The 25,446-nt window shown below is 67.3% G+C and carries 19 protein-coding genes; 10 read left to right on the top strand and 9 right to left on the bottom strand.

All coding sequences use genetic code 11. The features are described from left to right. Positions 1 to 340: 340 nt before the first annotated feature. From ACGLHR_RS30250 to ACGLHR_RS30235, 4 genes are all read right to left on the bottom strand, one after another. Positions 341 to 799, bottom strand: a complete 459-nt coding sequence (locus tag ACGLHR_RS30250; protein WP_400098227.1) for a GNAT family N-acetyltransferase — start codon at positions 797 to 799, stop codon at positions 341 to 343. A gap of 272 nt (positions 800 to 1,071) precedes the next feature. Next, complete coding sequence (locus tag ACGLHR_RS30245) at positions 1,072 to 2,550, bottom strand: efflux transporter outer membrane subunit (protein WP_400098225.1); 1,479 nt, start codon at positions 2,548 to 2,550, stop codon at positions 1,072 to 1,074. Position 2,551: 1 nt separating this feature from the next. After that, on the bottom strand, positions 2,552 to 5,704 hold the full coding sequence (locus tag ACGLHR_RS30240; protein WP_318234266.1) for an efflux RND transporter permease subunit: 3,153 nt from the start codon (positions 5,702 to 5,704) through the stop codon (positions 2,552 to 2,554). 30 nt (positions 5,705 to 5,734) lie between these two features. After that, entirely contained in the window at positions 5,735 to 6,967 is a 1,233-nt protein-coding gene (locus ACGLHR_RS30235) for an efflux RND transporter periplasmic adaptor subunit (protein WP_267604871.1), read from the bottom strand. A gap of 438 nt (positions 6,968 to 7,405) precedes the next feature. On the opposite strand from ACGLHR_RS30235, the gene ACGLHR_RS30230 reads away from it, so the two are divergent. After that, positions 7,406 to 8,161 carry a TetR family transcriptional regulator gene (locus ACGLHR_RS30230; RefSeq protein WP_400098223.1) on the top strand — a complete coding sequence of 252 codons (756 nt, stop codon included), beginning with the start codon at positions 7,406 to 7,408 and terminating at the stop codon, positions 8,159 to 8,161. A gap of 45 nt (positions 8,162 to 8,206) precedes the next feature. Here ACGLHR_RS30230 and ACGLHR_RS30225 read toward each other — a convergent pair whose 3' ends face one another. After that, complete coding sequence (locus ACGLHR_RS30225) at positions 8,207 to 9,331, bottom strand: ABC transporter substrate-binding protein (protein WP_400098229.1); 1,125 nt, start codon at positions 9,329 to 9,331, stop codon at positions 8,207 to 8,209. 277 nt (positions 9,332 to 9,608) lie between these two features. Here ACGLHR_RS30225 and ACGLHR_RS30220 point away from each other — a divergent pair, with 277 nt between their 5' ends. From ACGLHR_RS30220 to ACGLHR_RS30180, 9 genes are all read left to right on the top strand, one after another. After that, complete coding sequence (locus ACGLHR_RS30220) at positions 9,609 to 10,283, top strand: response regulator (RefSeq protein WP_043352486.1); 675 nt, start codon at positions 9,609 to 9,611, stop codon at positions 10,281 to 10,283. Next, the gene (locus ACGLHR_RS30215; RefSeq protein ID WP_400098221.1) at positions 10,283 to 11,752 is read left to right on the top strand and encodes a sensor histidine kinase; all 1,470 of its coding nucleotides are present in this window, start codon (positions 10,283 to 10,285) and stop codon (positions 11,750 to 11,752) included. Before ACGLHR_RS30220 ends, ACGLHR_RS30215 begins: the two co-directional genes overlap by 1 nt. 375 nt (positions 11,753 to 12,127) lie before the next feature. Further along, positions 12,128 to 13,096 carry a tripartite tricarboxylate transporter substrate binding protein gene (locus ACGLHR_RS30210; protein ID WP_400098219.1) on the top strand — a complete coding sequence of 323 codons (969 nt, stop codon included), beginning with the start codon at positions 12,128 to 12,130 and terminating at the stop codon, positions 13,094 to 13,096. A 242-nt stretch (positions 13,097 to 13,338) separates the two neighbouring features. After that, a complete protein-coding gene (locus tag ACGLHR_RS30205; RefSeq protein ID WP_318234270.1) occupies positions 13,339 to 13,812 on the top strand; it encodes a tripartite tricarboxylate transporter TctB family protein in 474 nt (157 codons plus the stop codon). Between the two features lie 13 nt (positions 13,813 to 13,825). Continuing rightward, complete coding sequence (locus ACGLHR_RS30200) at positions 13,826 to 15,340, top strand: tripartite tricarboxylate transporter permease (protein WP_267604865.1); 1,515 nt, start codon at positions 13,826 to 13,828, stop codon at positions 15,338 to 15,340. A 144-nt stretch (positions 15,341 to 15,484) separates the two neighbouring features. After that, on the top strand, positions 15,485 to 16,543 hold the full coding sequence (locus tag ACGLHR_RS30195; RefSeq protein ID WP_400098217.1) for an AbrB family transcriptional regulator: 1,059 nt from the start codon (positions 15,485 to 15,487) through the stop codon (positions 16,541 to 16,543). Positions 16,544 to 16,582: 39 nt separating this feature from the next. Beyond that, on the top strand, positions 16,583 to 17,023 hold the full coding sequence (locus ACGLHR_RS30190) for a PaaI family thioesterase (RefSeq protein ID WP_318234273.1): 441 nt from the start codon (positions 16,583 to 16,585) through the stop codon (positions 17,021 to 17,023). Between the two features lie 65 nt (positions 17,024 to 17,088). Further along, a complete protein-coding gene (locus tag ACGLHR_RS30185; RefSeq protein ID WP_400098215.1) occupies positions 17,089 to 18,000 on the top strand; it encodes a patatin-like phospholipase family protein in 912 nt (303 codons plus the stop codon). 80 nt (positions 18,001 to 18,080) lie between these two features. Further along, positions 18,081 to 19,565 (top strand): dihydrolipoyl dehydrogenase family protein, encoded by a 1,485-nt coding sequence (locus ACGLHR_RS30180; RefSeq protein ID WP_400098213.1) that lies wholly within the window; start codon positions 18,081 to 18,083, stop codon positions 19,563 to 19,565. 14 nt (positions 19,566 to 19,579) lie between these two features. Here ACGLHR_RS30180 and ACGLHR_RS30175 read toward each other — a convergent pair whose 3' ends face one another. The 4 genes from ACGLHR_RS30175 to cobN are packed head-to-tail and all read right to left on the bottom strand — an operon-like array spanning position 19,580 to position 25,446. Next, positions 19,580 to 20,479, bottom strand: coding sequence for a ChaN family lipoprotein (locus tag ACGLHR_RS30175; protein WP_400098212.1), 900 nt, complete (start codon positions 20,477 to 20,479; stop codon positions 19,580 to 19,582). 52 nt (positions 20,480 to 20,531) lie between these two features. After that, positions 20,532 to 20,852 (bottom strand): DUF2149 domain-containing protein, encoded by a 321-nt coding sequence (locus tag ACGLHR_RS30170; protein WP_267604860.1) that lies wholly within the window; start codon positions 20,850 to 20,852, stop codon positions 20,532 to 20,534. Then, positions 20,849 to 21,358: a MotA/TolQ/ExbB proton channel family protein gene (locus ACGLHR_RS30165; protein WP_318234277.1), complete on the bottom strand. Its 510-nt coding sequence runs from the start codon at positions 21,356 to 21,358 to the stop codon at positions 20,849 to 20,851. The genes ACGLHR_RS30170 and ACGLHR_RS30165 overlap by 4 nt, the downstream gene beginning before the upstream one ends. Continuing rightward, positions 21,355 to 25,446 (bottom strand): cobaltochelatase subunit CobN, encoded by a 4,092-nt coding sequence (cobN, locus tag ACGLHR_RS30160; RefSeq protein ID WP_400098209.1) that lies wholly within the window; start codon positions 25,444 to 25,446, stop codon positions 21,355 to 21,357. The genes ACGLHR_RS30165 and cobN overlap by 4 nt, the downstream gene beginning before the upstream one ends.

Below are 25,446 nucleotides of genomic sequence, written 5' to 3'. Positions count from 1 at the left end.
TTTAGCGCTTCTAGCTGCTGATGCAGAATAACGTGAGTGGGCGATGTTTTAGCGCTTCTAGCTGCTGATGCAGAATAACGTGAGTGGGCGATGTTTTAGCGCTTCTAGCTGCTGATGCAGAATAACGTGAGTGGGCGATGTTTTAGCGCTTCTAGCTGCTGATGCAGAATAACGTGAGTGGGCGATGTTTTAGCGCTTCTAGCTGCTGGCGCGGCTGTACGGTGTTGGCCGTTTTGGAACGTGTGAGATGTCACTTTTCTTTATGAGCCCAACCCACAATTCCTCCTCCAAGCTCAACAGACTTTGCGAACGAATCAGCGGAACGGGCCACTAGCCCGCGCTACACGCGCATGGCCTTGGCCATCTCGCTCGTCGCATGCCAGCCCAGTGCCACATACAACGACCGGCCCATCTCGGTGGCGTGCAGGATCGCGTACTGGAGGTCGCGCCTGGCGAACTCGTCCTGCGCCAGCTGCATGAGGCGGCGCCCCAGCCCCTGCTTGCGATGCGTCGCCTCCACATACACGTTCAGCACATAGCCACGCTTGTCCTGCATGGGATGGGCCGGATGCGGCGGCCAGTCGATCGCCATCAGGCCGATGCCGCCCACGGGCTGGCCCTGGTCCACCAGCACGAAGCCGAAGTAACTGCCATCGCGCAGGCGCGGCACAAGCCACGGCCGGAAATGCTGCGTCATGGCCTGCAGGACCTCCTCGCTGCGCCCGGCCTCGCGGAACATGGATTCGCGATGGTGGCAGACCAGCTCGACATCATCGGCACCAAGCGGACGGACTTCCATGGCAGGCTTCCTTCGGGTTGTGGGTAAGTGGGTAAGTGGGTAAGTGGGTAAGTGGGTAAGTGGGTAAGTGGGTAAGTGGATCGGTGGGCGGTCGGCGTGAAACTGGCGCGGCGCGCACCGCCATCCTAACGCAGGGAATTGTGATTCGGAAAAAAGCCACCTGCGCCATGGCACCGGGCACGAAGCCGGGAAAGAAAAAAGCGAAGCGCTTTTGGCGCTTCGCTTCGAGGCCACCCGGTAACCGCGCCGGATGGCAGGACGAAAAGACTGTCTTATTGCGTCGTCACCGCCGGCTTGACGCCATTGCCCTGGGCCACCGGTCCGGTTTCCGTCAGGCCACCGCCAAGCGACCGGTACAGGTCGATGGCATTGTTCAGGCGTAGTTGCCGCGCCTGGATCAGGGCCTGGTCGGCAGCGAACAGCTGACGCTGCGAGTCGAGCTGGTCGAGCTGGCTGGCCACGCCATTGCTGAAGCGCATCGTCGAGAGCTCGTAGCGCGCGAACTCGGCGTCGCGCACCTGCTGCTGGCTGGTCACCTGTTCTTCCAGCGTGCCGCGCGCAACCAGTGCATCGGCCACTTCCGCGAAGGCCGTCTGGATGGTCTTCTCGTAGTTGGCGATCTGGATGTTCTTGCGCACGTTGCTCAGGTCCAGGTTGGACAGGTTCCGGCCGTAGTCGAAGATCGGCAGCACCAGCTGCGGTGCGAACGACCACGCGCCGGTGCCGGAATCGAACAGGCTCGAGAAGGTCGGGCTGATCGCGCCGGCGTTGGCGGTGAGCGTAATGCGCGGGAAGAAGGCCGCGCGCGCCGCGCCGATATTGGCGTTGGCCGACAGCAGCAACTGCTCGGCCTGGCGGATATCGGGACGCTGCTCGAGCAGGTCCGACGGCAGCCCGGCCGGGATGTCGCTGATGATGCGCTCGTCCGACAGGCGCATCGCCTCGGGCAGGTTCTCGATGGTGCCAAGCGGCTTGCCCACCAGCACCTCAAGCGCGTTCTGCGCCTGCGCGCGCTGGCGTGCCAGCTGCGCCGCGGAGACGCGGGCCTGCGCCACCAGCGACTCGTTGTCGCGCAGGTCCAGGGCCGACGTGGCGCCCGCATCGAAGCGCTGCTTGGACAGGCTCAACGTGTAATCGCGCGTCTTCAGCGTGTTCTGCGCGAGCTCATACTGCTCGGCGAAGGAGCGCTCCGACAGGTAGGCCTGGGCGACTTCGGAAACCAGCGAGATCTGCGCGGAACGGCGTGCTTCCTCGGTGGCGAAATACTGCGACAGCGCCGCGTTGGAGAGGCTGCGCACGCGGCCGAAGAAGTCCAGCTCGAACGAAGTCACTCCGGCGCCCGCCTGGAAGTACTGGGAGACGAACGGCTTGCCCGTGGCCGACTGCAAGGCCGGGGTACGCGAACGGTTGAAGCCGCCGGTGGCGTTCACCGTGGGCAGCAGGTCGGCGCGCTGCACCTGGTACAGCGCGCGCGCTTCCTCGATGCGCAGCGCGGCAGTGCGCAGGTCGCGGTTGTTCTCCAGCGAGGTGGCGATCAACACTTGCAGGCGCGGGTCGCGGAAGAACTCGCGCCAGCCGATCTCGCTCGCCCGGCGGGCTTCGCCGGTCTTCACTTCGGCGGCCGCATAGCCTTCCGGTGCGGCCGGGTAGTTGGTGGCCACCGGCGGGGCAGGGCGCTCATAGACGGGTGCCAGTGTGCAACCCGAGAGGACGCCCGCCACCAGCAACAGCGTGGTCAGTGTCTTTGTCATGTCAGATTCCTTCCTTGGGTTCGAGCCCTTGCTCGTTCAGCAACTGCTCGCGCTTGCTGCCCTTGAAGCGGCTACGGATCACCACGAAGAACACCGGCACCAGGAAAATCGCCAGCACCGTGGCGGTGATCATGCCGCCGATCACGCTGGTACCGATGGCGCGCTGGCCACCCGAGCCCGCGCCGGTGGCGATCGCCAGCGGCAGCACGCCCAGGATAAAGGCCATCGAGGTCATCAGGATCGGGCGGAACCGCAGGTGCACGGCTTCGAGCGTGGCGTCGATGACACTCTTGCCCTGGGCCTGCAGATCCTTGGCGAATTCCACGATCAGGATGGCGTTCTTCGCCGACAAGCCAATCGTCGCGATCAGGCCCACCTTGAAGTACACGTCGTTGGGCATGCCGCGCAGGGTCACGCCGAGCAGCGCGCCGAGCACGCCCAGCGGCACCACCAGCAGCACCGCGACCGGGATCGACCAGCTCTCATAGAGCGCAGCCAGGCACAGGAACACGATGATCAGCGACAGCGTGTACAGCATCGGCTCTTGCGAGCCGGCCAGGCGCTCTTCATAGGACTGGCCCGACCACTCGAAGCCGAAGCCCGGCGGCAGCTTGGCGAAGTTGTCTTCCATGATCTTCATGGCTTCGCCGGTGCTGCGGCCCGGTGCGGCCTGGCCGGCGATCTTCACTGCCGGCAAGCCGTTGTAACGCTCCAGGCGCGGCGAGCCCATGATCCACTTGGAAGTGGCAAAGGCGGCAAATGCAACCATGTCGCCGTTGTTGTTCTTCACGCGCAGCTTGGTCAGGTCGTCGGGCAGCTTGCGGTCGTTGCCTTCCGCCTGGGCGATCACCTTGCGCACACGGCCTTCATAGATGAAGTCGTTGACGTAGGAGGAGCCGAACGCGATGGCCAGCGTCGCATTGATGTTGGCCACCGAGACACCCAGCGTGCGTGCCTTCTCGCGGTCGATGTCGATCTGCAGCTGCGGCGCGTCTTCCTGGCCTTCGGGGCGCACGCCTGCCAGGGCAGGTTCCTTCGCGGCCATGCCGAGCATCATGTTGCGTGCTTCCATCAGCTTGGCGTGGCCCTGGCCGGTGCGGTCCTGCAGGCGGAAGTCGAAGCCCGAGGAGTTGCCCAGCTCGGAGATCGCCGGCGGGTTGAGCGGGAAGATGATGGCGTCCTTGATGAAGGACAGCGCACCAAACGCCCGGCCAACCAGTGCCTGCGCGGTCTCGTCCTTGCCGCCGCGCTCCTTCCAGTCCTTCAGGCGCACGAACGCGATACCGCCGTTCTGGCCGCGGCCGAAGAAGGAGAAGCCCGCCACGGTGATCATCTGGTCCACCACCTTGGATTCCTTCTGCAGGTAGTAGTCCTCGATCTGCTTGAGCACGCCGATGGTACGTTCCTGCGTGGCGCCGTTGGGCAGCTGCACCACCGTGATCATGTAGCCCTGGTCTTCCTCGGGGAGGAAGGACGAAGGCAGGCGCTTGAACAGCACCACCATGCCGACGATGATGAGGGCGTAGATGATCAGGTAGCGGCCGGCACGCGCCAGGATGCGCGCCACCGTGCTTTGGTAGCCGGTGGCGGCACGCGCGAAGGTGCGGTTGAACCAGCCGAAGAAGCCCGTCTTCTCGTGATGGTGCCCGGCCTCGACCGGCTTGAGCAGCGTCGCGCACAGCGCCGGCGTGAGCGTCAGCGCCAGCAGCGCCGAGAACGCGATCGACGAGATCAGCGACAGCGAGAACTGGCGGTAGATGTTGCCCACCGAGCCCGAGAAGAACGCCATCGGGATGAACACCGCGGTCAGCACCAGCGTGATGCCGACGATGGCGCCGGTGATCTGGCCCATGGCCTTGCGCGTGGCGTCACGTGGCGAGAGTCCTTCCTCGCTCATGATCCGCTCGACGTTTTCCACCACCACGATCGCATCGTCCACCAGGATACCGATCGCCAGCACCATGCCGAACATCGTCAGCACGTTGATGGAGAAGCCGAACGCCAGCAGCATGCCGGTGGTGCCCAGCAGGGCCACCGGCACCACCACCGTCGGGATGATGGTGGCGCGGATGTTCTGCAGGAACAGGTACATCACCAGGAACACCAGCACCACGGCTTCGACCAGGGTCTTGATCACTTCCTCGATCGAGATCTTGACGAAGGCCGAGGTGTCGTAAGGCACGGTGTACTGGTAGTCGCCGGGGAAGAACTTGGAGAGCTCTTCCATCTTGGCGCGCACCGCGGTGGCGGTGGCCAGCGCATTGCCGCTCGGGGCCAGCTTGATGGCGATGGCCGCCGACGCCCTGCCGTTGGTACGGGCCAGCGTGGAGTAGTCGGCACCGCCGAGCTCGACGCGGCCGACGTCCTTGATGCGCACCGACGAGCCGTCGCGGTTCGTGCGCAACAGGATGTTGGCGAACTGCTCCGGCGTGGAGAGGCGGCTTTCGGTGGTGACGGTGGCGTTGAGCTCCGTGCCCTTGGGCGACGGCGTGCCGCCCAGCTCGCCCACGGCGACCTGGACGTTCTGCTCCGAGATGGCAGCGGTGACGTCCTGCGGGGTCAGGTTGAAGCCGGTCAGCTTGGCCGGGTCCACCCAGATGCGCATGGCGTACTCGGTGCCGAACAGGTCGGCCTGGCCCACGCCCGGCACGCGGCGGATCGAATCGATCACGCTGGCCGAGATGTAGTTGCCCAGCTGGATGGCATCGGCCTGTCCGGACTTGGACGTGACCGTCAGGAACATCATGTAGTTGTTCCCGGCCTTGTCCACGCGCACGCCTTGCTGGCGCACTTCGGCCGGCAGGCGCGCTTCCACGCGCTTCAAGCGGTTCTGCACTTCGACCGAGTTCAGGTCGATGTTGGAGCCCGGCTGGAAGGCGATCGTGATCGTCGACAGGCCGGTGGCTTCGCTGGTGGAGTTGTAGTACAGCAGCCCGGGAATGCCGTTGAGCTCTTGCTCGATCACCGAGGTGACCGAGTCTTCAAGCGTCTTGGCGGAAGCGCCCGGGTAGGTCGCCGTGACCGAGATCGTCGGCGGGGCGATGTTGGGGTACTGGGCGATCGGCAGTTGCACGACCGACAGCAGGCCCCCCAGCACGATGATCAGCGCAAGCACCCACGCGAACACCGGCCGGTCAATAAAAAACTTGGCCATAACACTGGCTCCCTTCGATTTGCGCTGTGATTAGCCCTGCTTGGCGTCGGCCTTGTCAGCGGTCACCGCGGCAGGAGCCGGGGCTCCGCTGGCGGCCGGCTGCGCGGCGGGAGCCGAGGCGGCGGCGGTCTTCGAGACAAACGGCACGGCCTTGGCCGGCGCGCCAACCTTGACCTTCTGCAAGCCCTCGACGATCACCTGCTCGCCACCCTTCAGGCCCTCGGTGACGATCCAGTCTTCGCCGATGGCCTGGGGCGCCTTGACGGGCACCGCCGCGACTTTGCCGTCGCCGCCCACCACCATCACCGACGCGCCTTGTGCGTTGCGGATCAGCGCGCGCTGCGGCACGGTCAGCGCGTTTTCGTCCATGCCCTGCTCGATCTTGACGCGCACGAAGGTGCCCGACAGCAGCTCGCGCTTGGCATTGGGGAACTGCGCGCGCAGCGTGATGGCGCCGGTGGTCGGGTCGACCGTCATGTCCGAGAACAGCAGCTTGCCGGTTTGCTCGTACTCGCGGCCGTCCTCGATGAACAGGTGGACGCGGGCGCCGCCGTCGACGCCCTTGACCTTGCCGCTCTCGATGGCGCGGCGCAGCTTCATCACTTCGCTGGCGGGCTGGGTGAAGGTCACCCAGATCGGGTCGACCTGCTCGACCGTGGCCAGCTTGGTGGCTTCGCCGCTGCCGACCAGCGCGCCTTCGGTCACCAGCGCGCGGCCCACGCGGCCGCTGATGGGCGCGGTGACGGCGGTGTAGCCGAGGTTGATCTGGGCCGTGCTGACGGCAGCCTTGGCCGAGGCGATGTCGGCGGTGGCCTGGCCAGCAGCCGCCACGGCTTCGTCATATTCCTGCTTGCTCACCGCATTGACGGCGACCAGCGGCTTGTAGCGCTCGGCCTTCTGGCGCGCGGCCACGGCGTTGGCTTCGGCGCGGGCAAGGCTGGCCTTGGCCGATTCGAGCTGCGCCTGGTAGGGCGCGGGATCGATCTTGAACAGCAGCTGGCCTGCCTTGACCTCGCCACCTTCCGTGTAATTGCGGGACAGCACGATGCCGGCGACCCGCGCCCGCACTTCGGCGGTGCGCACGCCTTCGAGGCGGCCCGGCAGCTCGTTGATAACAGCGATCGTCGTGGGCGTGACGGTGACGACACCCACTTCCGGCGGCGGCATGGCGCCGCCCTGCGGCTTCTTCTCGCCGCAGGCGGACAGCGCAAGCGCCGACAACACGGCAGCGGCAACGCAAGTGATACGTTGGGACTTCCTCATCGATAACCCCATGATGGCAATTTGAGATCGGCCGCATATGCTCCCGGTGTCGTGTCCGGATACGGCGCGGCCCACCGCTGGCGATGGCACAGAGGCAGGCAAAAAGAGTAATGCTAGCCACAATTTGCAGCACTGACGTGGCACGTGCGACGAAAGGCAACAAATTAGTAACGACAAGCCGACATGGCAGCGCGAACCGTGCGGGGCGCCGCCGTCTGCCCCCCAGCAACCGATGGGCTGGCCGAAAGTCAGGCGAACGCGTATTATATATACATTCAAGCATGTATGTAAGAACTTGTTGCATTGCGGCAGTCGTCGCCCTATATAACTACGTCCTAACGTGCCAGCAGGGCGCGCATAGTGCACGGCGAGTCCCATCGCCAGCACTCAGGGAGACAGAACCAGACCGGTCCTTCGTGGCCGGCACCAGAGAGCATCATGGTCAGACGCACCAAGGAAGAGGCGCTTGAAACGCGCCATCGCATTCTCGACGCGGCCGAGGCCGTGTTCCACGCCCGCGGCGTGGCCCGCCCGTCGCTGGCCGACATCGCCGAGGCCGCCGGCGTAACGCGCGGCGCCATCTACTGGCACTTCAAGAACAAGAGCGACGTCTTCGCGGCCATGTCCGACCGCGTCCACCTGCCGCTCGAGGCCCTGTGCGAGCCGGGCCGCATCGCGAGCCAGGAAGACCCGCTCGGCAGCATTCGCGACATCTGCGCCTTTGTGATGCGCCAGACCGTGGAAAACCCGCAGTGGCGGCGCGTGTTCGAGATCGTCTTCCACAAATGCGAGATGGTGGCGGACAACGGCGCCATCTTCGAGCGCCAGCGCCAGTCGCACCAGGAAGGCACGGTGAAGATGCGCGAGCACCTGCGCATGGCGGTCGACCGCGGGCAGTTGCCGGCCGACCTCGACCTGGACCTGGCGGTCAACGTGTTCCACGCCTCGATCGGGGGCATGCTGTCGCACTGGCTGTTCGCTCCCGAGGATTTCGATCTGGAGAGCAATGCCGAGCGGGTGGCCGATGCCTTCATCGACACCCTCAGGTTCTCCCCGGCCTTGCGCCAGGGCTATGTGGCGCGCCCCGTGCCGAAGCTCGAGGACGAAGTCGCGTCGATGTGCCAGGAAGCGAAAAAGAAGGCCGACGCCGAACTGGCCGCGCAAACACTGGCGGGCAAAGCGCAGATCGGCTGATCCCGCAGCAGCGCGGGGACTACGCTCATCCGCGCTCACCCACGCTCAGCCCCGCATGGCCTCGCGCCAGCGCGCCAGGAAAGCCCGCTTGCGCAGCGTGTCCTGCGCGGCCAGCAGGCCGGGGCCGACGCTGATCGGCTTGAGCGCGTAGCCCAGCCGCTCGGACAGCGCCGCAGCCGTGTGCACGCTGTCGGTATCGGTGCGGATCGTGTAGAGCTGCGAGGCGCTTTGCCCCAGCAGCGTCTGGCCCGCGCGCGACAGCAGGAAATCCAGCCAGAGCCGCGCCGCGTTGGGATGCGGCGCGCGGCGCGCGATGAACGCCACGCGCGACATCACCAACGTGTAGTCGCGCGGCGCGATCACATCGATCTGCGCCCCGCGCTCCATCAGCGACAGCGCGTACGAACCCAGCAGGTTGTAGCCCATCACGAATTCGCCGGAGGCGATGCGCTCGATCATGTTCGCGGTGGACGCCGACAACTGCACGCCGCAGCGCCCCAGCGCCTGGGCCAGGTACCAGAACTCGTCGCCCATGCGTGCATCCTGCTGCGCCAGCAGGTAACCCACCCCGGACTTTTCCACATCGTAGGTCACCACCCGCTGGCGCCAGCGCGGCGTGTTCTCCTGCAGCAGGCGCGCCAGGCCGGTGCGGCTGCGCGGCGTACGCATGCCGGCAAAATGGCGGCGGTTGTAGACGATCACGGCGGGCTCGAAGGTGGTGCCCCAGGCTTCGTCGCGCCAGGCGGCCCACGCCGGCAGGCCGGCCCGCTCGGGCGAAGGGTAGCGCAGGGCGTGGCCATCGTTGACGAGCTTGATCTGCAGGTCCATTGCCGTGCTCCACAGCACGTCGGCGTAGTCGGGGCCGGCCACCTGGCCCGCGCCCAGGGCGGCGCTCTCAGCCAGGAAGCGGCCGTTCAGTTCCAGCGTGTTGAGGTCCTGATAGCGCACCTTGATGCCGGGATAGCGGGCCTCGAATGCGGCCAGCAGCGGCCGCGCGACCTCCGTGTCGGTGGAGGCATAGACGGTGACCGAGCCTTCCTGCACGGCCCGCGCGATGATTTCCGCGTAGCTGGCCGGATAGCCCGCCGGCACCGGCGGCGCGGCCTGGGCATGCGCGCCATGGCTTAGCCCCGCCGCCAGCGTGGCCGCGGTGGCGGCCGCACCGGCCACGACGCGCCGCCGGCTCAAGCTCGCGGGTGGTTCGGCGACGATGGCGGGAGGGGGGGTCCTGGACGGGAAGGGGGGCAGCTTGCGCAAGGCGGGAACCATCGGTGGTGACATCGGTGGCCAAAAGGGGCCATGGCGCGCTCGCCGCGCGCAGCCCGGGGCGGAGGTATTATAAGCGCCCGCGGCGTGTCCTCGCGGCGGCGGCGGCCTTGCCAGCCATGGCGGCAAGGCCACCCGCGCTTTTTGGAAACGGACGCTTATCGAGCAGGGGAGGACCGCCGTGCGCCTATTGCTGGTGGAAGACGAGATTGAACTGGCGCGCTGGGTGGCGCGCGCCCTGGAGCAGGGCGGCTTCGTGATCGAGCACGTGGCCGACGGCCTGCAGGCCGAAGCGCGGCTGATGGCCGAGGAATACGACGTGGTGGTGCTGGACCTGCGCCTGCCCGGCAAGGATGGCCTGGCCGTGCTCAAGTCCATGCGCGGGCGCGACGACCGCACCCCGGTGCTGATCCTGACCGCGCAGGACACGCTCGACGAGCGCGTGCGCGGCCTCAACCTCGGCGCCGACGATTACCTGCCCAAGCCCTTTGCCATTGCCGAGCTGGAAGCGCGCATCCTGGCGCTGATCCGGCGCAGCCGCGGCCGCGCCCATCCGCGCCTGCAGTGCGGCACGCTGGTGTTCGATGGCGAAACGCGCAGCTTTACGCTCGAAGGTGCGCCGCTCGCGCTGACCCCGCGCGAATCGACCCTGCTGGGTGCGCTGCTGGCCAAGAGCGGCCAGCCGCTGACCAAGGCGCAACTGCTCGACAAGGTGTTCTCGCTCGATGCCGACGTCAGCCCCGATGCCATCGAAGTGCTGGTCTACCGGCTGCGCAAGAAGCTCTCGGGCCATGGCGTGACCATCGTCACGCTGCGCGGCTTCGGCTACCTGCTGGAACCGGAAGGACAGCCCTGATGCTGCGCCGCCTGCCCCGGCACTGGCTGCGGCGCTGGCTGCAGGGCAGCCTGCGCCGCCAGTTGCTGCTGCTGCTGGTGCCCGCGCTGGCGGCCATGATGGCGCTCGACACGTGGCTGACCTACGGCACGCTGCGCGACGCCGCCAACGCCGCCTACGACCGCTCGCTGTACGGCTCGGTGCGCGCCATCGACAATGCCATCGGCATGGCCGGCGAAAGCGTGCAGATCGCGCTGCCGGACGCCGCCATGGAGATGTTCGAGACCGCGGCGCAGACCCATGTCTTCTACCGCGTTTCGCTGGAGCGCAACGGCAAGATCGAAACCGTCACCGGCTACGACGACCTGCCGCTGCCCAAGGGAGAGATCGCCAGCAACCAGCCGCGCTTCTACGACGCCGACTATCGCGGCGACCCGGTGCGCATCGCCGTGCTGGCGCACCCGGTGTATCGCCCCAACGCGCACATGCGCGTGATCGTGCAGGTGGCCGAAACCGCCGAGCCGCGCTTTGCGCTGATCGCCACCGTGTGGCGCGGCGCGCTGGCGCGCGATGTGCTGCTGATCCTGATCAGCGCGGGGATCCTGGTGGGCGGCATCACCTACGTGCTGCGCCCGCTCGCGCGCGTGCGCGACGATGTGCAGGCGCGCTCCGCCGACGACCTCACGCCGCTGGCCTTCGACCATGTGCCGATGGAAGTCCGCCCGCTGGTCGATGCGGTCAACCTGCACGTTTCGCGCTCCGCCACCATGACGCAGGCCCAGGCGCAATTCATCGCCGACGCCGCGCACCAGCTGCGCACGCCGCTGGCCATTCTCAAGACGCAAGCCGAATTCGCCCAGCGGCAGCTCTGCGCCGGCACCGACTCGGCGCGCGCGCGCGATGCCGCAGAGGAAGCGGTCGGCGGCATCGTCACGCAGCTGGAGCAGGCCGCGCGCCTGACCAACCAGCTGCTGGCGCTGGCGCGGGTACGGCAACACCCGGGCAGCGACGCGCCAGGCGACGCCGAACCGCTGGAGCTGATCGACGCCGTGGCCGTGGCCGAGCAGGTGGCGCTGGACTACCTGCCGCTGGCGCGCGGCAAGCAGCAGGATTTTGGCTGGGAGCGGCCGCAGGGGCTGGCGCTGCCGGTACGCGCGGATGCGGCGCTATTGCGCGAGGCCTTTGCCAACCTTGTCCACAACGCGATCCAGTATTCGCCGCGCGGCAGCCGCATCACGCTTTCCGCCGCGCGCGTCGCGGATAGCGCCTGCCTGGTGGTGGAGGACGATGGGCCGGGCATTCCTGCCGAGGAACGCGAGAAGGTCTTTGCGCGGTTCTACCGGCGGGTCGGGAATGTGGAGCCGGGCTCGGGCCTGGGCCTGGCCATTTCCCGCGAGATGGCCGCGCGCTTCGGGGGCACCGTGGAACTGGGGGTGGCGGTACAGGGCAAGGGGGTTCGGGCGGTCCTGGCGCTGCCGAGCGGGGAATGAAAGGGCACGCTGGAAAGACCAAAAGATTCAAAAGCGTCAAATGTCCATACATCCGGCCCCACGTAAACCCCACCCCATTCCCTGGCAAATTGACAGCCTTTTGACAGTTTCTACCCCCTAGAATCGCGCCATGGCCGCCGTACTGGCCAGACCAAGTCAGAAAGCCAAAGAACAAGTCCGGCATGCAAGCGCTGCCAGGGACAGGAGACAACGCCTAGCCGGCCGGTCGACGCACTCAGCGCCCGGACGCATCGCACGACTCTCCCGCCCCCGACAGCCAGCCTCGGTGCCAGCCGGACACCTCCGGGTCGGTCCTCGCCAGCATCGTCGGCAACCGTTCACCGGCAATCCTCTGAAAAAGAACAGGAGACCGTTATGCGTCGTTCGATTCATCGCTTTGCCCATATTGTCATGGCTTCGGCCGCGATCACCGCCACCGTGGCTGCCGCGCCCGCATTCGCGCTCGACAGCGTGAAGTTCATGATCGGCGCCAATCCGGGCGGCGGCTTCGACCAGACCGGCCGCTCGCTGGGCGCGGCGCTGGTTTCCGCCGGCGTGGCCAAGACGGCCTCCTACGACAACAAGGGCGGCGCGGGCGGCACCATCGGCCTGACGCAGTTCGTCAATACCGACAAGGGCAACCCCAACGCGATGATCGTCACCGGCGCGGTGATGGTCGGCGCGATCGAGACCAACCATCCGCCGGTCACGCTGAAGAACGCCACCCCGATCGCTCGCCTGTTCGCCGACACCATGGTGATCACCGTGCCGGCGAATTCGCCGCTGAAGTCCATGAAGGACCTGACCGCGCAGCTCAAGGCCAACCCGGGCAGCGTGAGCTGGGGCGGTGGCTCCAAGGGTTCGATCGACCACATCCTGGCGGGCCTGGTAGCCAAGGAAAGCGGCGTGGACCCGAAGAAGATCAACTACGTGCCCTTCCAGGGCGGTGGTGAAGCGTCGGCCTCGATCCTGGGCGGCCACGTGACCGTCGGCCTTGCTGGCGTGTCCGAGTTCCTGCCCTTCATCAAGAGCGGCAAGATGCGCGCGCTGGCCGTGACCTCCAAGGAGCGCACCGCCGATATCCCGACGCTCAAGGAGCAGGGCATCAACGTGGAGATCTACAACTGGCGCGGCGTGTACGGCGCGCCGGGCATCACCGCCGAGCAACGCAAGGCGCTGATCGATGCGGTGGTCAAGGCGACCGAAACCCCGCTGTGGAAGGAAACGCTTGCCAAGAATGACTGGACCCCGTTCCTGCTTACCGGCGACGAGTTCGGCAAGTTCGTGGACAGCGAGTCGGCCCGCCTGGGCGGTTCGCTGCGCGAGCTGGGCGTGGCGAAGTAAGCAACACCGCCACCCCGTTTCACGGCTTGATCGTTTCAGCGTTTTACCTGTCGGCCCTGCCTGCGGCGCACCGTAACGCTCGGTGCGCATGCGGCAGGCGGGGGTCCGGTGTCCACCTGCGATACCCAAAAACCAAACTACAAATCGCCGGGCCCCCGCCTTAAGCGGGGACGACAAACCGCGGGACGCCAAGGGCCGGACAGCACGGCCGCAGGCACCGCTTGAAGGAGCCACTTCCAATCATGAAACCCTCACACCTGGCGATCGGCATAGCCGTATTGCTGCTCTCCGTCTTCTACTTCGTGGGCCTGTCGGGCATCTCCGGCGACGAAGGCTATGCCGGCCTGTCGCCGCGCTTCATGCCCACGCTGGTTGCCATCGGCCTGGCCGTATGCGGCGCGGCGCTGACCTGGCAAGGCATTCGCGGCGGCTTTCGCAACATGCCGGAAGAAGACGCCGAACTGCCCAACGCTCCGCACAATTTCCGCGGCTTCCTGTGGGTGGCTGCCGGCCTGGTAGCCAATATGGCGCTGATCGGCACGCTGGGCTTCGTGCTGGCGTCGACCTTGCTGATGATCTGCGTGGCACGCGGCTACGGCAGCAAGCGCTTCCTGCGCGATGGCCTGATTGGCCTGTGCATTACGTTGCCAATGTGGGCATTGTTTGAATTCCTGCTCGGCATCAATTTGCCGTTGCTGCCCGTCGCCGGGTTCTGAACGGAGCTGATCCATGGATACTCTTAACCTGCTGATGCATGGCTTTGCCATCGCGATCACGCCGATGAACCTGATGTGGGCCCTGGTGGGCTGCTTCCTGGGCACCGCCATCGGCGTGCTGCCGGGCATCGGCCCCGCGCTCACGGTAGCGATGCTGCTGCCACTGACCGCCAAGGTGGAACCCACCGCTGCGCTGATCATGTTCGCCGGCATCTACTACGGCGCCATGTACGGCGGCTCCACCACGTCCATCCTGATGAACACGCCGGGCGAGTCGTCGACCATGGTCACGGCCATGGAAGGCAACCTGATGGCCAAGAGCGGCCGCGCCGGCCCGGCGCTGGCCACCGCGGCCATCGGCTCGTTCGCCGCCGGCACCATCGCCACCGTGCTGCTGTCGATGTTCGCGCCGGTCGCGGCCGACGTGGCGCTGCAGTTCGGTCCCGGCGAATACTTCATGATCATGCTGCTGGCCTTCACCACGGTGTCGGCGGTGCTGGGCTCGTCCTTGCTGCGCGGCATGACCAGCCTGTTCCTGGGCCTGGGCATCGGCCTGATCGGCATGGACTCGCTGTCGGGCCAGACGCGCTACTCGATGAACGTGCAGGAGCTGTACGACGGCATCGACATCGTGGTGGTCGCCGTCGGCCTGTTCGCGGTGGGCGAGGCGCTGTTCAACGCCTTCTTCCCGCAGCCCGCAGGCGGCTTCAACAAGCTCAGCTCGGTCATGATGACCAAGTCGGACTGGAAGCGCTCGGTGCCGGCATGGATCCGCGGCACCATCATCGGCTTCCCCTTCGGCCTGATCCCGGCCGGCGGCGCGGAGATCCCGACCTTCCTGTCGTACGCCACCGAGAAAAAGCTGTCCAAGCACAAGGATGAGTTCGGCACGGTGGGCGCGATCGAAGGCGTGGCGGGCCCCGAGGCCGCCAACAACGCAGCGGTGACGGCTACGCTGGCCCCGCTGCTGACGCTGGGCATCCCCACCTCGAACACCACCGCGATCCTGCTGGCGGCGTTCCAGAACTACAACCTGCAGCCGGGCCCGATGTTGTTCCAGACCTCGGGCGACCTGGTGTGGGGCTTGCTGGCTTCGCTGTACATCGGCAACGTGATGCTGCTGGTGCTGAACCTACCGGCCATCGGCCTGTGGGTGCGCATGCTGCGCATCCCCACGCCGCTGCTGTACGGCGGCATCCTGATCTTCGCGGGCCTGGGTGCCTACGGCATCCGCCAGTCGTGGTTCGACCTGCTGCTGCTGTTCATCATCGGCGTGCTGGGCATGGCCATGCGCCGCTTCGACTTCCCCACCGCGCCGGTGATCGTGGGCATGATCCTCGGCCCCATCGCGGAGAAGCAGTTGCGCAATGCGCTGTCGATCAGCCAGGGCGACTGGTCGATCTTCGTGACCCAGCCGATCTCGGCCACCATCCTGGCCATGACGGTGGCGGTGGTGCTGATCCCGCGCATCCTGGGCTGGCTGGCCCGGCGCTCGGCGCGCGGCAAAGTGGCTGACGCCACAACCTGATTAGCGCAAAATGCGGGCAAGGCCCGGCACTCCAGGGTGCCGGGCCTTTTCATTTGTGGCGTCATGGCATCGGCGCCTTTGTCTCTACATTGCGCTCCATCACAAGAACATCGCGCCGGCGCCCGCGCGCCAGGCCGCTGCCACATGCCCTCTCTCCTTCACCGCTGGCGTCCGGTCCTCTCGACGCTGCTGCTCGGCCTGGCCGCCGCGCTGCTTTGCACGCTGCTGCACACACCGCTGCCGTGGATGATCGGCCCGCTGCTGGCGGTCGCCATCGCGCGCATGCGCGGCGCCGACCTGCGCGCGCCCACGCAGGCGCGCAATGCCGGGCAGTGGGCCATCGGCACCTCGCTCGGGCTTTACTTCACGTCCGACGTGGTGGCGCGGCTGATCGAGTTCCTGCCGTATATCGTCGCGGGCTCGCTGTTTGCGCTGCTGCTTGGCTGCGGCGGCGCCTGGCTGCTGCGCAAGACCACCGGCGTGGCGTTCAAGACGGCGTACTTCTCAACAGCCATCGGCGGCGCGTCGGAGATGGCCAACCTGGCCGAGCGCAACGGCGCGCGCATCGACCAGGTGGCTGCCGCGCATTCGCTGCGCGTACTGGTGGTGGTGGTAGCCGTGCCCGCGCTGTTCCAGTACGGCGGCATCCACGGGCTTGACCCTTACGTGCCCGGGCCACGCACGGTGGACTACCTGTGGCTGCCCGTGCTGATCGCGATCACGGTCAGCGTGGCGCTGGTGCTCAAGCACTTCAACCTGCCCAATCCCTTCGTGATCGGCACGCTGCTGGCGGCCGCCGTGCTGACCGCGTCGGGCTTCGAGCTGTCCGCCATTCCCACGTGGATGAGCCGCGCCGGGCAGTTGATGATCGGCGTGTCGCTGGGCGCGCGTTTCTCGCGCGACTTCCTCCATACCGCGCCGCGCTTTCTCGGCGGCGTGGCGGTGTACACGCTGGTGGCGCTGGTGCTCTCCGCGCTGTTCGGCTGGGGCCTGTCGGCGCTGTCCGGCGTGCATCCCGCAACAGCCATCCTCGGCACCACGCCAGGCGGCATTGCCGAGATGTGCATCACGGCCAAGGTGCTGGAGCTTGGCGTGCCGCTGGTCACGGCCTTCCACGTGATCCGGATGGCCTTCGTGGTGCTGTGCACCGGCCCCCTGTATCATTGGCTCAAACATCGTGCCGCGCCGCAGGAGACGGAATAGCAACCTGGCCCGGCCTCATCCCAGACAAACGGGCGTGCCATGCCAGAGCCAACGCTAGAACCAAAGCCGGAATCCGGCTTCACGCTTGCCGATATCGACCGCACCTTGCAGCGCGTCCTGGCGCCATGGGTGCGCCAGCTCGGCCTGCGGGCCGAGCACGTTGATGCACAGGGCGTAACGCTGCGCCTGCCTTTTGACGAATCATTTCGCCACGCGGGTGGCGTGGTGTGCGGCCAGGTGCTGATGTCCGCCGCCGATACCGCCATGATCGTGGCCGTCGCCAGTGCACTCGGCGCCTTCAGGCCGATGACCACTGTCACGCTCACCACCAACTTCATGCGCCCGGTGATCGAGGGCGATGTGCTGGTGCGCGCCAATGTGCTGCGCCTGGGCAAGACCGTGGTGTTCGGCGAGATCGAGCTGACCGGCACCGATGGCAAGCTGGCCGTGCAGGCCACCACCACCTACGCGCTGCTGTGAGCGGCGCATCACCAAATTGCACGCTACCCGCCCAAGCCATCTCCATGCATGAGCCCCGCAGCCTGATGCCTGCCCCCATCCGGCCCGCCACCGCAGCCTCGCCCTTCGACCAGGTGGTGTTTGCCGGCGGCGGCAACCGCTGCTGGTGGCAGGCGGGCTGGTGGGACACGGTGGCGCCCGAGCTGGGGCTGCGCCCGCGCGTGATCGCGGGCATTTCGGCCGGGGCCGCCACGGCGTGCATGATCTACACGCACGACTCCCGCCAGGTGATGGAGTACTACGGCGAGGTGCTCGCCGGCAACCGGCGCAATGCGTACTGGGGCAACCTGCTGAGCAAGCAGCGGGTGTTTCCGCATTACGGCATCTACCGCACCGCCTTGTTGAACATCTTCGGCGAGGGCCGCCTGGCAAACCTGCAGACGGCGCCGGAGATCCGCATCGGCGTGGCCCACATCCCGCGCTGGAGCGGCCCGCGCCTGGCGGTGATGGCCGGGCTGGTCGCCTACAACATCGAGAAGCACTGGCTCAAGACCTTGCACCCGCGCCTGGGCCGCAAGCTTGGCTTTCATCCCGAGTTCGTGCGCGCGCAGGACTGCGGCTCGCCCGAGCAACTGGCGGACCTGCTGCTGCAATCGTCCTCGACGCCGCCCTTCACGCCGGTGCTGCGGCGCGATGGCCGGCCCGTGCTGGATGGCGGCATGGTCGACAATGTGCCGGTCGACGCGCTCGACCCCACGCCCGGCAACGTGCTGGTGCTGGTGACGCGGCTCTATCCGCGCCCGCGCCGCTTTGTACTGCAACACGGCGCGCAGCGCCGGCTCTACCTGCAACCTTCGCAACGGGTTCCGATCTCGAGCTGGGACTACACCCAGCCCGGCGCGATGATCGGTGCCTACGAACTCGGCCGGCGCGACGGGGAAACCTTTTTGCGTGATTGGCCGTCTGTCATGAAGACGGAGCTTGGCACCGCCGGATAGCGCTCCAGCGCGCCGGCCGTGCTCGCGGCTCCGTCATCACGATGTGCAATGCGGCCTTCGCGCCGCTACAGGAGGCATTGATGACAAAACGCCAGGCAAGATCCACGACCGAGCGTCAGAGCGCCCGCAGGGCTAGCAGCGAGCAAGCGGTCGAGCATGTCCCCCGTCGTGGCAAGCGCAAGCCCGGCGCCCAGCGCGAAGCGGATTTCGTGGTGATCGGTGCCGGCTCGGGCGGCGTGGCGGCAGCGCGGCGCGCGGCCACGCTAGGCGCGCGCGTGGTGCTGGTGGAGCGCGACGCGATCGGCGGCACCTGCGTCAACCGCGGCTGCGTTCCCAAGAAAATGCTCTCGTATGGCGCCAGCCTCGCGGCCGTCCTGTCAGGCTGCCTGTCGCATACCGGCGGCAAGGAGGACTGGAGCGATGCCATCGTACGCGTCAACGCCGAGATGGCGCGGCTGCACGTGGCCTACACGCACCGGCTGCAGCAAGCCGGCGTGGAGCTGCTGCGCGGCGACGCCACGGTGAGCGCCGCCGACCAGGTACAGGTCGGCGCCGAGACCATCCGCGCCAAACGCATCCTGATTGCCACCGGCGCGCGGCCGCGCGCGTTGCCCGTACCCGGCTTTGATCTTGCCTGCACTTCCGACGACATCTTCACCTGGCAAAGCCTGCCGGCCTCGCTGGTGGTGATCGGCGGCGGCTACGTGGCGGTGGAGCAAGCCTCGATCCTGTCGCGCTACGGCGTCAAGGTGGAGATGCTGGTGCGCGAGGCGCGCCTGTTGGCGCGCTTCGACCACGAGGTGTCCGACGCGCTGGCCGAGGCGCTCGCCGCCAAGGGCGTGCGCCTGCATTTCAATACCGAGGTGACGCTGCTGAACCAGGCCAACGGGGCCATCGATGTGTGCTACCGGCAGCATGGCAATCACGCGAATGGCGCGAATCGTGGCAATGGCAACGACCGCATCCAGACCGTGCGCGCGCAGGCGGCGCTGGCCGCCATCGGGCGCGATCCGCATTGGGGCGGGCTGGGCCTGGAAACGCTGGGCATCGCAAGCACGGAGAAGGGCGGCATCCAGGTGGACCGCTCGTTTCGCACCAAGGTGCGTTCGATCCATGCCATTGGCGATGTCATCGACGGCCAGCACCTCACGCCGGTCGCTGGGGCGCAGGGCCGCTGGCTGGCCGACCGCCTGTTCGGCCGCCGCGGCGACCGCGCGGATTTCGAGCTGGTGCCAACGGCGGTGTTCTGCGAGCCGGCCATCGGCAGCGTGGGACTGACGGAGCACGCGGCCATCGAGGAAGCCGGCAAGCCGGAGCGCATCCACACCGTGGTACGCCGCTTCGTCTCGTTGGAGAATCGCTTCGCCGGCAGCGAGCAGGCCTCGATGGTGAAGCTGGTGGTAAATGCGCGCAGCGGCCGCGTGCTGGGCGCGCACATGATGGACAACGCCGCCCCCGAGATCGTGCAGGCATTTGCCGTGGCGGTGCGGCTCGGGGTGAAGCTGGCGCACCTGCAGACCACGGTGCAGTTGCATCCGACCGTGGCCGAGGAGCTGTTCGGCTAAGCGCGCCGCCGGATTCAGGCCGGCTCGGCCATCGCCGCCGGCTTGGCGCCTTCGCACGGATCGGGCCGCTTGTGCACGGGCACCAGCACCACGCGATCATAGGCACCGATTTCGTGGCCGCTGGCCTGCTCCAGGTAACCCACGCTGTAGATTTCGCCCGGCGGGGCGGCGAGCCAGCGCGGCGCGCCCACGTCGCGCCGCACATGGCCGTTGCCGGCGATCAGCACGGCGCCGCGTTCGGCGTACGTGCGCATCGCCGCGGCCATCACCGCATCGCGCGCGGCCTGCGCGTCCAGCATGCCGGGCAGCATGGCCTTGGGGAAATTGCCGCAGTGGCCACGGTCGAGCACCGCGGTCTGCTCGGTCACCACGTCCGCGGGCAAGGGCGCGGCGAGGCCGAGGCGCTTACGCTCTGCCGCATCGAACACGCCATCCAGCCCGCCGCGCACGATCTTGCTCGCATCCGCGCGTGACAGGTTGGCCGCCACCAGCGGCAGGTCGTAGCGCAAGGCCAGCGCCACCACCGGCGTGTAAAGCTCCCATTGCCAGTTCTTGCCACCCGCCTGCGCCACGACATACGCCGCATCGCCCGGCCGCTCACGGCGGGCGCGATCGATATCGGCCTGGCGTTCGCGGTCGAACTGCTCCATCGCGATGGCCGGGCGCCAACCGGCTTCCAGTGCGTCGGACAACGCCAGCAGGCGCCGCTTTTGCCCATCGGCGTTGTCGTGGACCTCGCCCAGCAACACGTAGGTCTTGCCGGTGAACTGATGCGCGACATCGCCGGCCACGGCGGCCGGCGGCGTGCCCGCGCAGCCGGCGAGCGCGGCGAACATGGCGGCCGCGAGCGCCAGTCCGGCGGCGCGGGCAGGAACAAAGCTGGCTAGGCGGGCAAAGCTGTGACGAATCTGCATGGCTGAGTAATCCTGGTTGCGATGGCTCGCTCGTGCTCATTATTGCGCAGTTTTACTGCGCAGCCGCCGCTTCCGGCACATACACCATCGATCCGTCCTGCAGCCGGTACGCCACGCCGGCCTTGGTGCCATCACCGCTGCCGACCTGGCCGCTGGCCTGGTAGCGCACGACCTTCTCGCCCTGCTTGGAGACGATCTCCATATCGGGCTTGCCGGGATTGGTGATGACGGTGACGTCCGCGTGGGTAAACGGGTTCATCGGATTCTGCGCGATGGCCACCAGCAGCGCGGCGATCACCACCAGGAACACGTCGATCAGGTTGACCACGGACAGGATGGGGTCGTCGGCCTCGCTCTCTTCCAGGAACTTCATGCGTCCACCTCCCACTGCGGTTGATGCTTGCCCAGCCACACCAGTTCCTCGGCGAGCCAGCGGCGGCGCACGTTGACCACCCAGAAGGTAATGCTGGCAGCGATCAGCGCAAGAATCACCGCGGAAAACGCGATGGTGAGGTTTTCGCCCACGTTGGCGAGGTTGCCGCCGGACAAGCCCTTCAACGCCGGGCCCATCGGGATCATGGTGGCCACCAGCCCCAGCATCGGCGCGACGCGCGTGGCAATGCGCGGCCACTCCAGCAGGCGGTGCGCGGTCACGTCGAGCGTGTCCGGGTCCTGGATGCGGTGGCGCAGCGCGAACGCCACCAGCACATAGCCGCGGCCGGTCTCGATGCCGTGGCGGCGGCGTTGCCAGCCTTGCATGATGAACTCGCCGAGCGCCCAGAAGGCGTAGAGGAACAACAGCCCGATCAGGGCCAGCGTCGGCAACAGGAACAACTGGCCGACGTCGTACATCAGGGTTTCAAGCAGGGTGGGAGTCATGATGCCTCAGTGGGTTCTGGATTGTTTCTGGAAGAAGGGCGCCGAACCGGATCGGCGGCGCGGCGGCGCGCGCTGATGGCGCCCCCCAGCATGGCGCCGGCCAGTGCGATGCCGGCGGCAAGCCACGACAGCACGGGCACGAGCGCGGCGGTGGGCGGCTTTTTCTCCACCAGTTGCATGCCTTGCACCGGCACGGTTTGCGGCTGTGCCTTGGGTTCGGGCTGCGGCTCTGGTTGCGGCTCTGGTTGTGACTTGGGCTGCGCCTGCTGCGGCGCGGGCCGTGGCGCCGCCTGCGGCGCTGCTGCCCTGGGCGCGCCGGCGGGCGGTGCCGCCGGTGCCTGCATGCCATAGCCTGCGGCGCCGGGCGCCGTGGCCTGCTGCTGCATGTAGCGATTGAAGCTGCGGTTGTCGCTGCGGATATCGTGCCGCTGCGACAGCGTCTGCCAGCGATCCGCCAGCGTCTTCAACATCTCCCGATCTGTTTTCCAGTAGCCCTTGCGCGCGGCTTCCAGCATGCGCTCGATCACCTGTGCCTGCGCCTGCGGCGCGTTCTTCTCGAACCATTCGTCCAGGCCGAGCTGGTGCTTGTCCTTGACATAGACTTCGGCGAACTCGGTCCACTGGTCGTCGCGCACGATCTCCGGCGCAACCGCGGTCCAGCCCCAGAAGTTGTTCACCGTGTCGAGCACGTTGAGCGCTCCGCTATAGCCTTCGGCCTTCATGCCTTCGATCCAGCCGGGATGGAAATAGCGCGTGCGCAGCTCGGTGGCGAGGAACGATGCGGCCGTCTGCGTGCGCGCATTGCCCGCGTCGCGCAGGTTGGAGATCAGCAGCTCCGGCGCCTTGCCCGTCAAGTGGCGCACGGCCAGGCCGATGCCGCCGAGATACTGGAAGGGATCGTCGGTGGTCAGCATGCCGTACAGGTTGGAGCTGCGGGCCAGCAGCGCGCCTTCCACGCCCTTGAGGTTCTCCGCGTAGAGGTTGAGTTGCGGCAGCTTCTCGCCCCACGTCTTCTCGTCGGGCCCGTAGCCGTACTGCATGCGCGCGAGATAGAGATTGGCCAGCTTGGCGTCCGCTTCCTTGCCGCTGCCGAAGCTGTCGCTGGCCAATGTAGCGTCGTTCAGCCCCGTGCCATAGTTGCCGGTCTCGCTGGCAAAGATGCGCGTGAGCGCCAGCGACTCGATGCGTTCCGGAGTCATGTCCGCCGCCTTGCGTTGCGCCAGCCGCGTGCTGAGTGCGCGCGTGCTGGCGGCAACCGCGTTGTCGGGCTCGGGCTGCGCGGCGGCGAGCTTCACCGCTTCGGCCAGCCACTTGATCAGGTTGGGGAAGTGATCGCGATAGAGGCCGGTAGCAGACAGCACCACATCCACACGCGGCCGCTTGAGCTCGGCGGCGGGAATCGCTTCCACGCCGACCACGCGGCCACCGCCGTCCCACTTCGGGCGGATCCCCATGGCGGCCATCGCCTGGGCTTCCAGCATGCCTTGATGGCGCATGGTCTCCACGCTCCACAGCGAAAAGGCCAGCTTGGCGGGCCACTTGCCGTGGCGCTTGCGCCAGTCGGCGATCATCGCTTCGGCCGCACCTTGTCCTGCTGTCCAGGCCTCGCGGCTGGGCACCTTGGAAGGATCGAACCCATACAGGTTGCGCCCGGTCGGCAGCGCATCGGGATTGCGCACCGGGTCGCCGCCGGTGCCGGCCAGCACGTAGCGGCCGGCCAGCGCGCTGAGGATGGATTCGCTCTCCGGCGCGGCGTCGAGGCTGGCGTAAAGCGTGCGGGCGCGCTGCATGTCTTCGCGCTGCCTGGGATCGGACAGGTTCGTCAGCGGCGCGCCCTCGATCACGTACTTGCGCAGCATGGCATACGGCGCCGATTGCGCGAGCTGCTTGTAGTCGAGCGCGAACAGTTCTTCCGGCTCATCGGGAAACACGCGCTTGAGCCACGGTTGCCCGAGCATGGCCATCACCGTGTAGAGCCGCAGTTCGGGATCCTGCGACTGGCCGAAGGTGTGCAGGCCATAGGGCTGCAACGCGCCGGCTAGCTCGTGCAGATGCGTGTGCAGCGCATCGAGGTATTCGGTGAACCGCGCGCCCGCGCGGGCCTGCGGCCAGCCCATGTCGTCGAGCAGGTGCATGCGCGCGCTGCGCTTGAGGATGTCCTCGCGCAGCGTGTCCTTGACCGCGCCGTCGTCCTGCTGCAGGTAGTTGTGCAACTGGTCGTGCAGCACCGACAGATCGGTGTGCAGGCCCGCAGGCTTGAACGGCGGCGTCTGGTGGCTGATGATGGTGGCGCGGCCGCGGCGCTTGGCCTGCAATGCTTCGCCCACGTCATCGACGATGTAGGGATAGATCACCGGCACGCTGCCCAGCACCAGGTAGGGCTGGTCGGTCACGGACAAGCCGCGCTCCTTGCCGGGCGTCCATTCCTGCGTGCCGTGGGTGCCGTAGTGCACCAGCGCCTCGCGGTCTTCGCGTGCCCACAGGTAGGCCGCCATGTAGAAGTGGTTGAGTGGCGTCTTGGTGGAGTGATAGAGCGCTTTCTCGGCGGCTTCGTCACGCTCGCCGCGCGGTGGCACCGGCATCAGCGCGATGTTGCCGAGCTGCAGGCGCGGGATGGCGAAGCCGGCCACGCCATTGCGCCTGATCGCCATCGACGAGGATTCGGGCTCGCCCCAGCGCGCGCTGACCTCGGCGCGGAACGCGGCGGGCTGCGCGTCGTACCAGCGGCGGTATTGCGCCATCGGCATCCACACCGCGCGATCCGCGTCGAGCAGCGCGGCGAGCTGTCCATCACGGTAGAACGGGGCGAGCAATGCACCCAGGTCGCGCTGCAGCGTGAGCGCATCCGCAGCGTCGGTACGGTAGCCAGCCGCATGCAGTGCGGCCAGCATGGACGACAGGCTGCGCGGCAGGTTGAGGAACGATGCCGACAGGTTCTTCTCACCGGCCGGATAGTTGTAGAACAGGATCGCCACGCGCTTGTCCGCATTCGGCGTGCGCTGCAGGAGCGTGAGCGCCAGCGCCTTGTCGGCTACGGCATCGAGCTGCGCCGGCAGGCTGACGATGCTGCCGTCCTTGTGCGAAGTGGCGGCGGCCAGCATGGGATCGCTCGCGCCGGCAAGCTCGGGCCGCACGAGGTAGAAGGGCGTGTCGGTGAGACTGATGCCGTGCGGGTCGCGCTCCCAGTCTTGCGCGTCGCCTTTGCGATAGGGCATGACCTGCAGCACCGGGATGCCGAGTGTTTCGAACTCCGCTTTGCGGCCCGCCGCGTTGAGCATGATCTGGCCGTTGATGAGCACGTCGACGATGCGCTTTGCGCCGGGCGCGGCCATGCGCAGCACGCCGTGCGCATCCATCACGCCGCTGTAGAAGACCAGGGCACGCGCGCCGCGCGCTTCGATGCGCGCGATCAGGTCGTCGATGAAGGCGCTGTCGAGACCGGACACGTAGGCCTGGTGGATGGCGACGCCGATCACCGGCTCGCCGGCGTGGCCGGACACCTTGAGCGCGTCTTCCGGCGAGGCAGTCACCACGCTGGCGAGTCGCGGATGGTAGTAAGCGGCCTTGGGAAAGACCACCGGCGCGGGAATGCCGCTGTCCGCGCGCAGCTTGAACTGCTGCGCGGCCAGCGTGCGCATCATCGCGTCGAAGTTGGCGCGGCCGCCGTTGACGTAGTACGCCTGCAGCGTTGCACCCAGCGCGTTATCCACGCCGTGCGCCTCGAAGCGGTCGGTGGCGATCAGCAGGCGCGGCACGCGCGCATGGGTCCACAGCGGCCCGAGCTTGGCCAGCATCTCGGTAACGATATGGTCGCGCGGCGCGTCCAGGATCAGCAGGCCGGCGCCGTCGATGAACGGCGCGATGTCCTGCGCGCTCATGCGCTCGAGATAGCGCGCGTCCAGCGTCATGCCGTGCGCTCGCGCCATGGCCTGCAGCGGCTCGAACTTGCCGGCGGGCACCGGCGAGGTGGTCAGCACCGCGATGCGCGGCGCGGCCGACGCTGGCTGCATGCCGAGCATCAGCCAGGTTATCCACAGCAGGCAGAGTGTGCGCAGCCACCGCATCTTGATCTTGTTTTGTGGGGACAT

The sequence above is a fragment of the Cupriavidus sp. CuC1 genome (assembly GCF_044627735.1).
GTDB classification, from domain to species: Bacteria; Pseudomonadota; Gammaproteobacteria; order Burkholderiales; family Burkholderiaceae; genus Cupriavidus; species Cupriavidus ulmosensis.
This window is presented reverse-complemented; position numbering and strand designations above follow the sequence as displayed.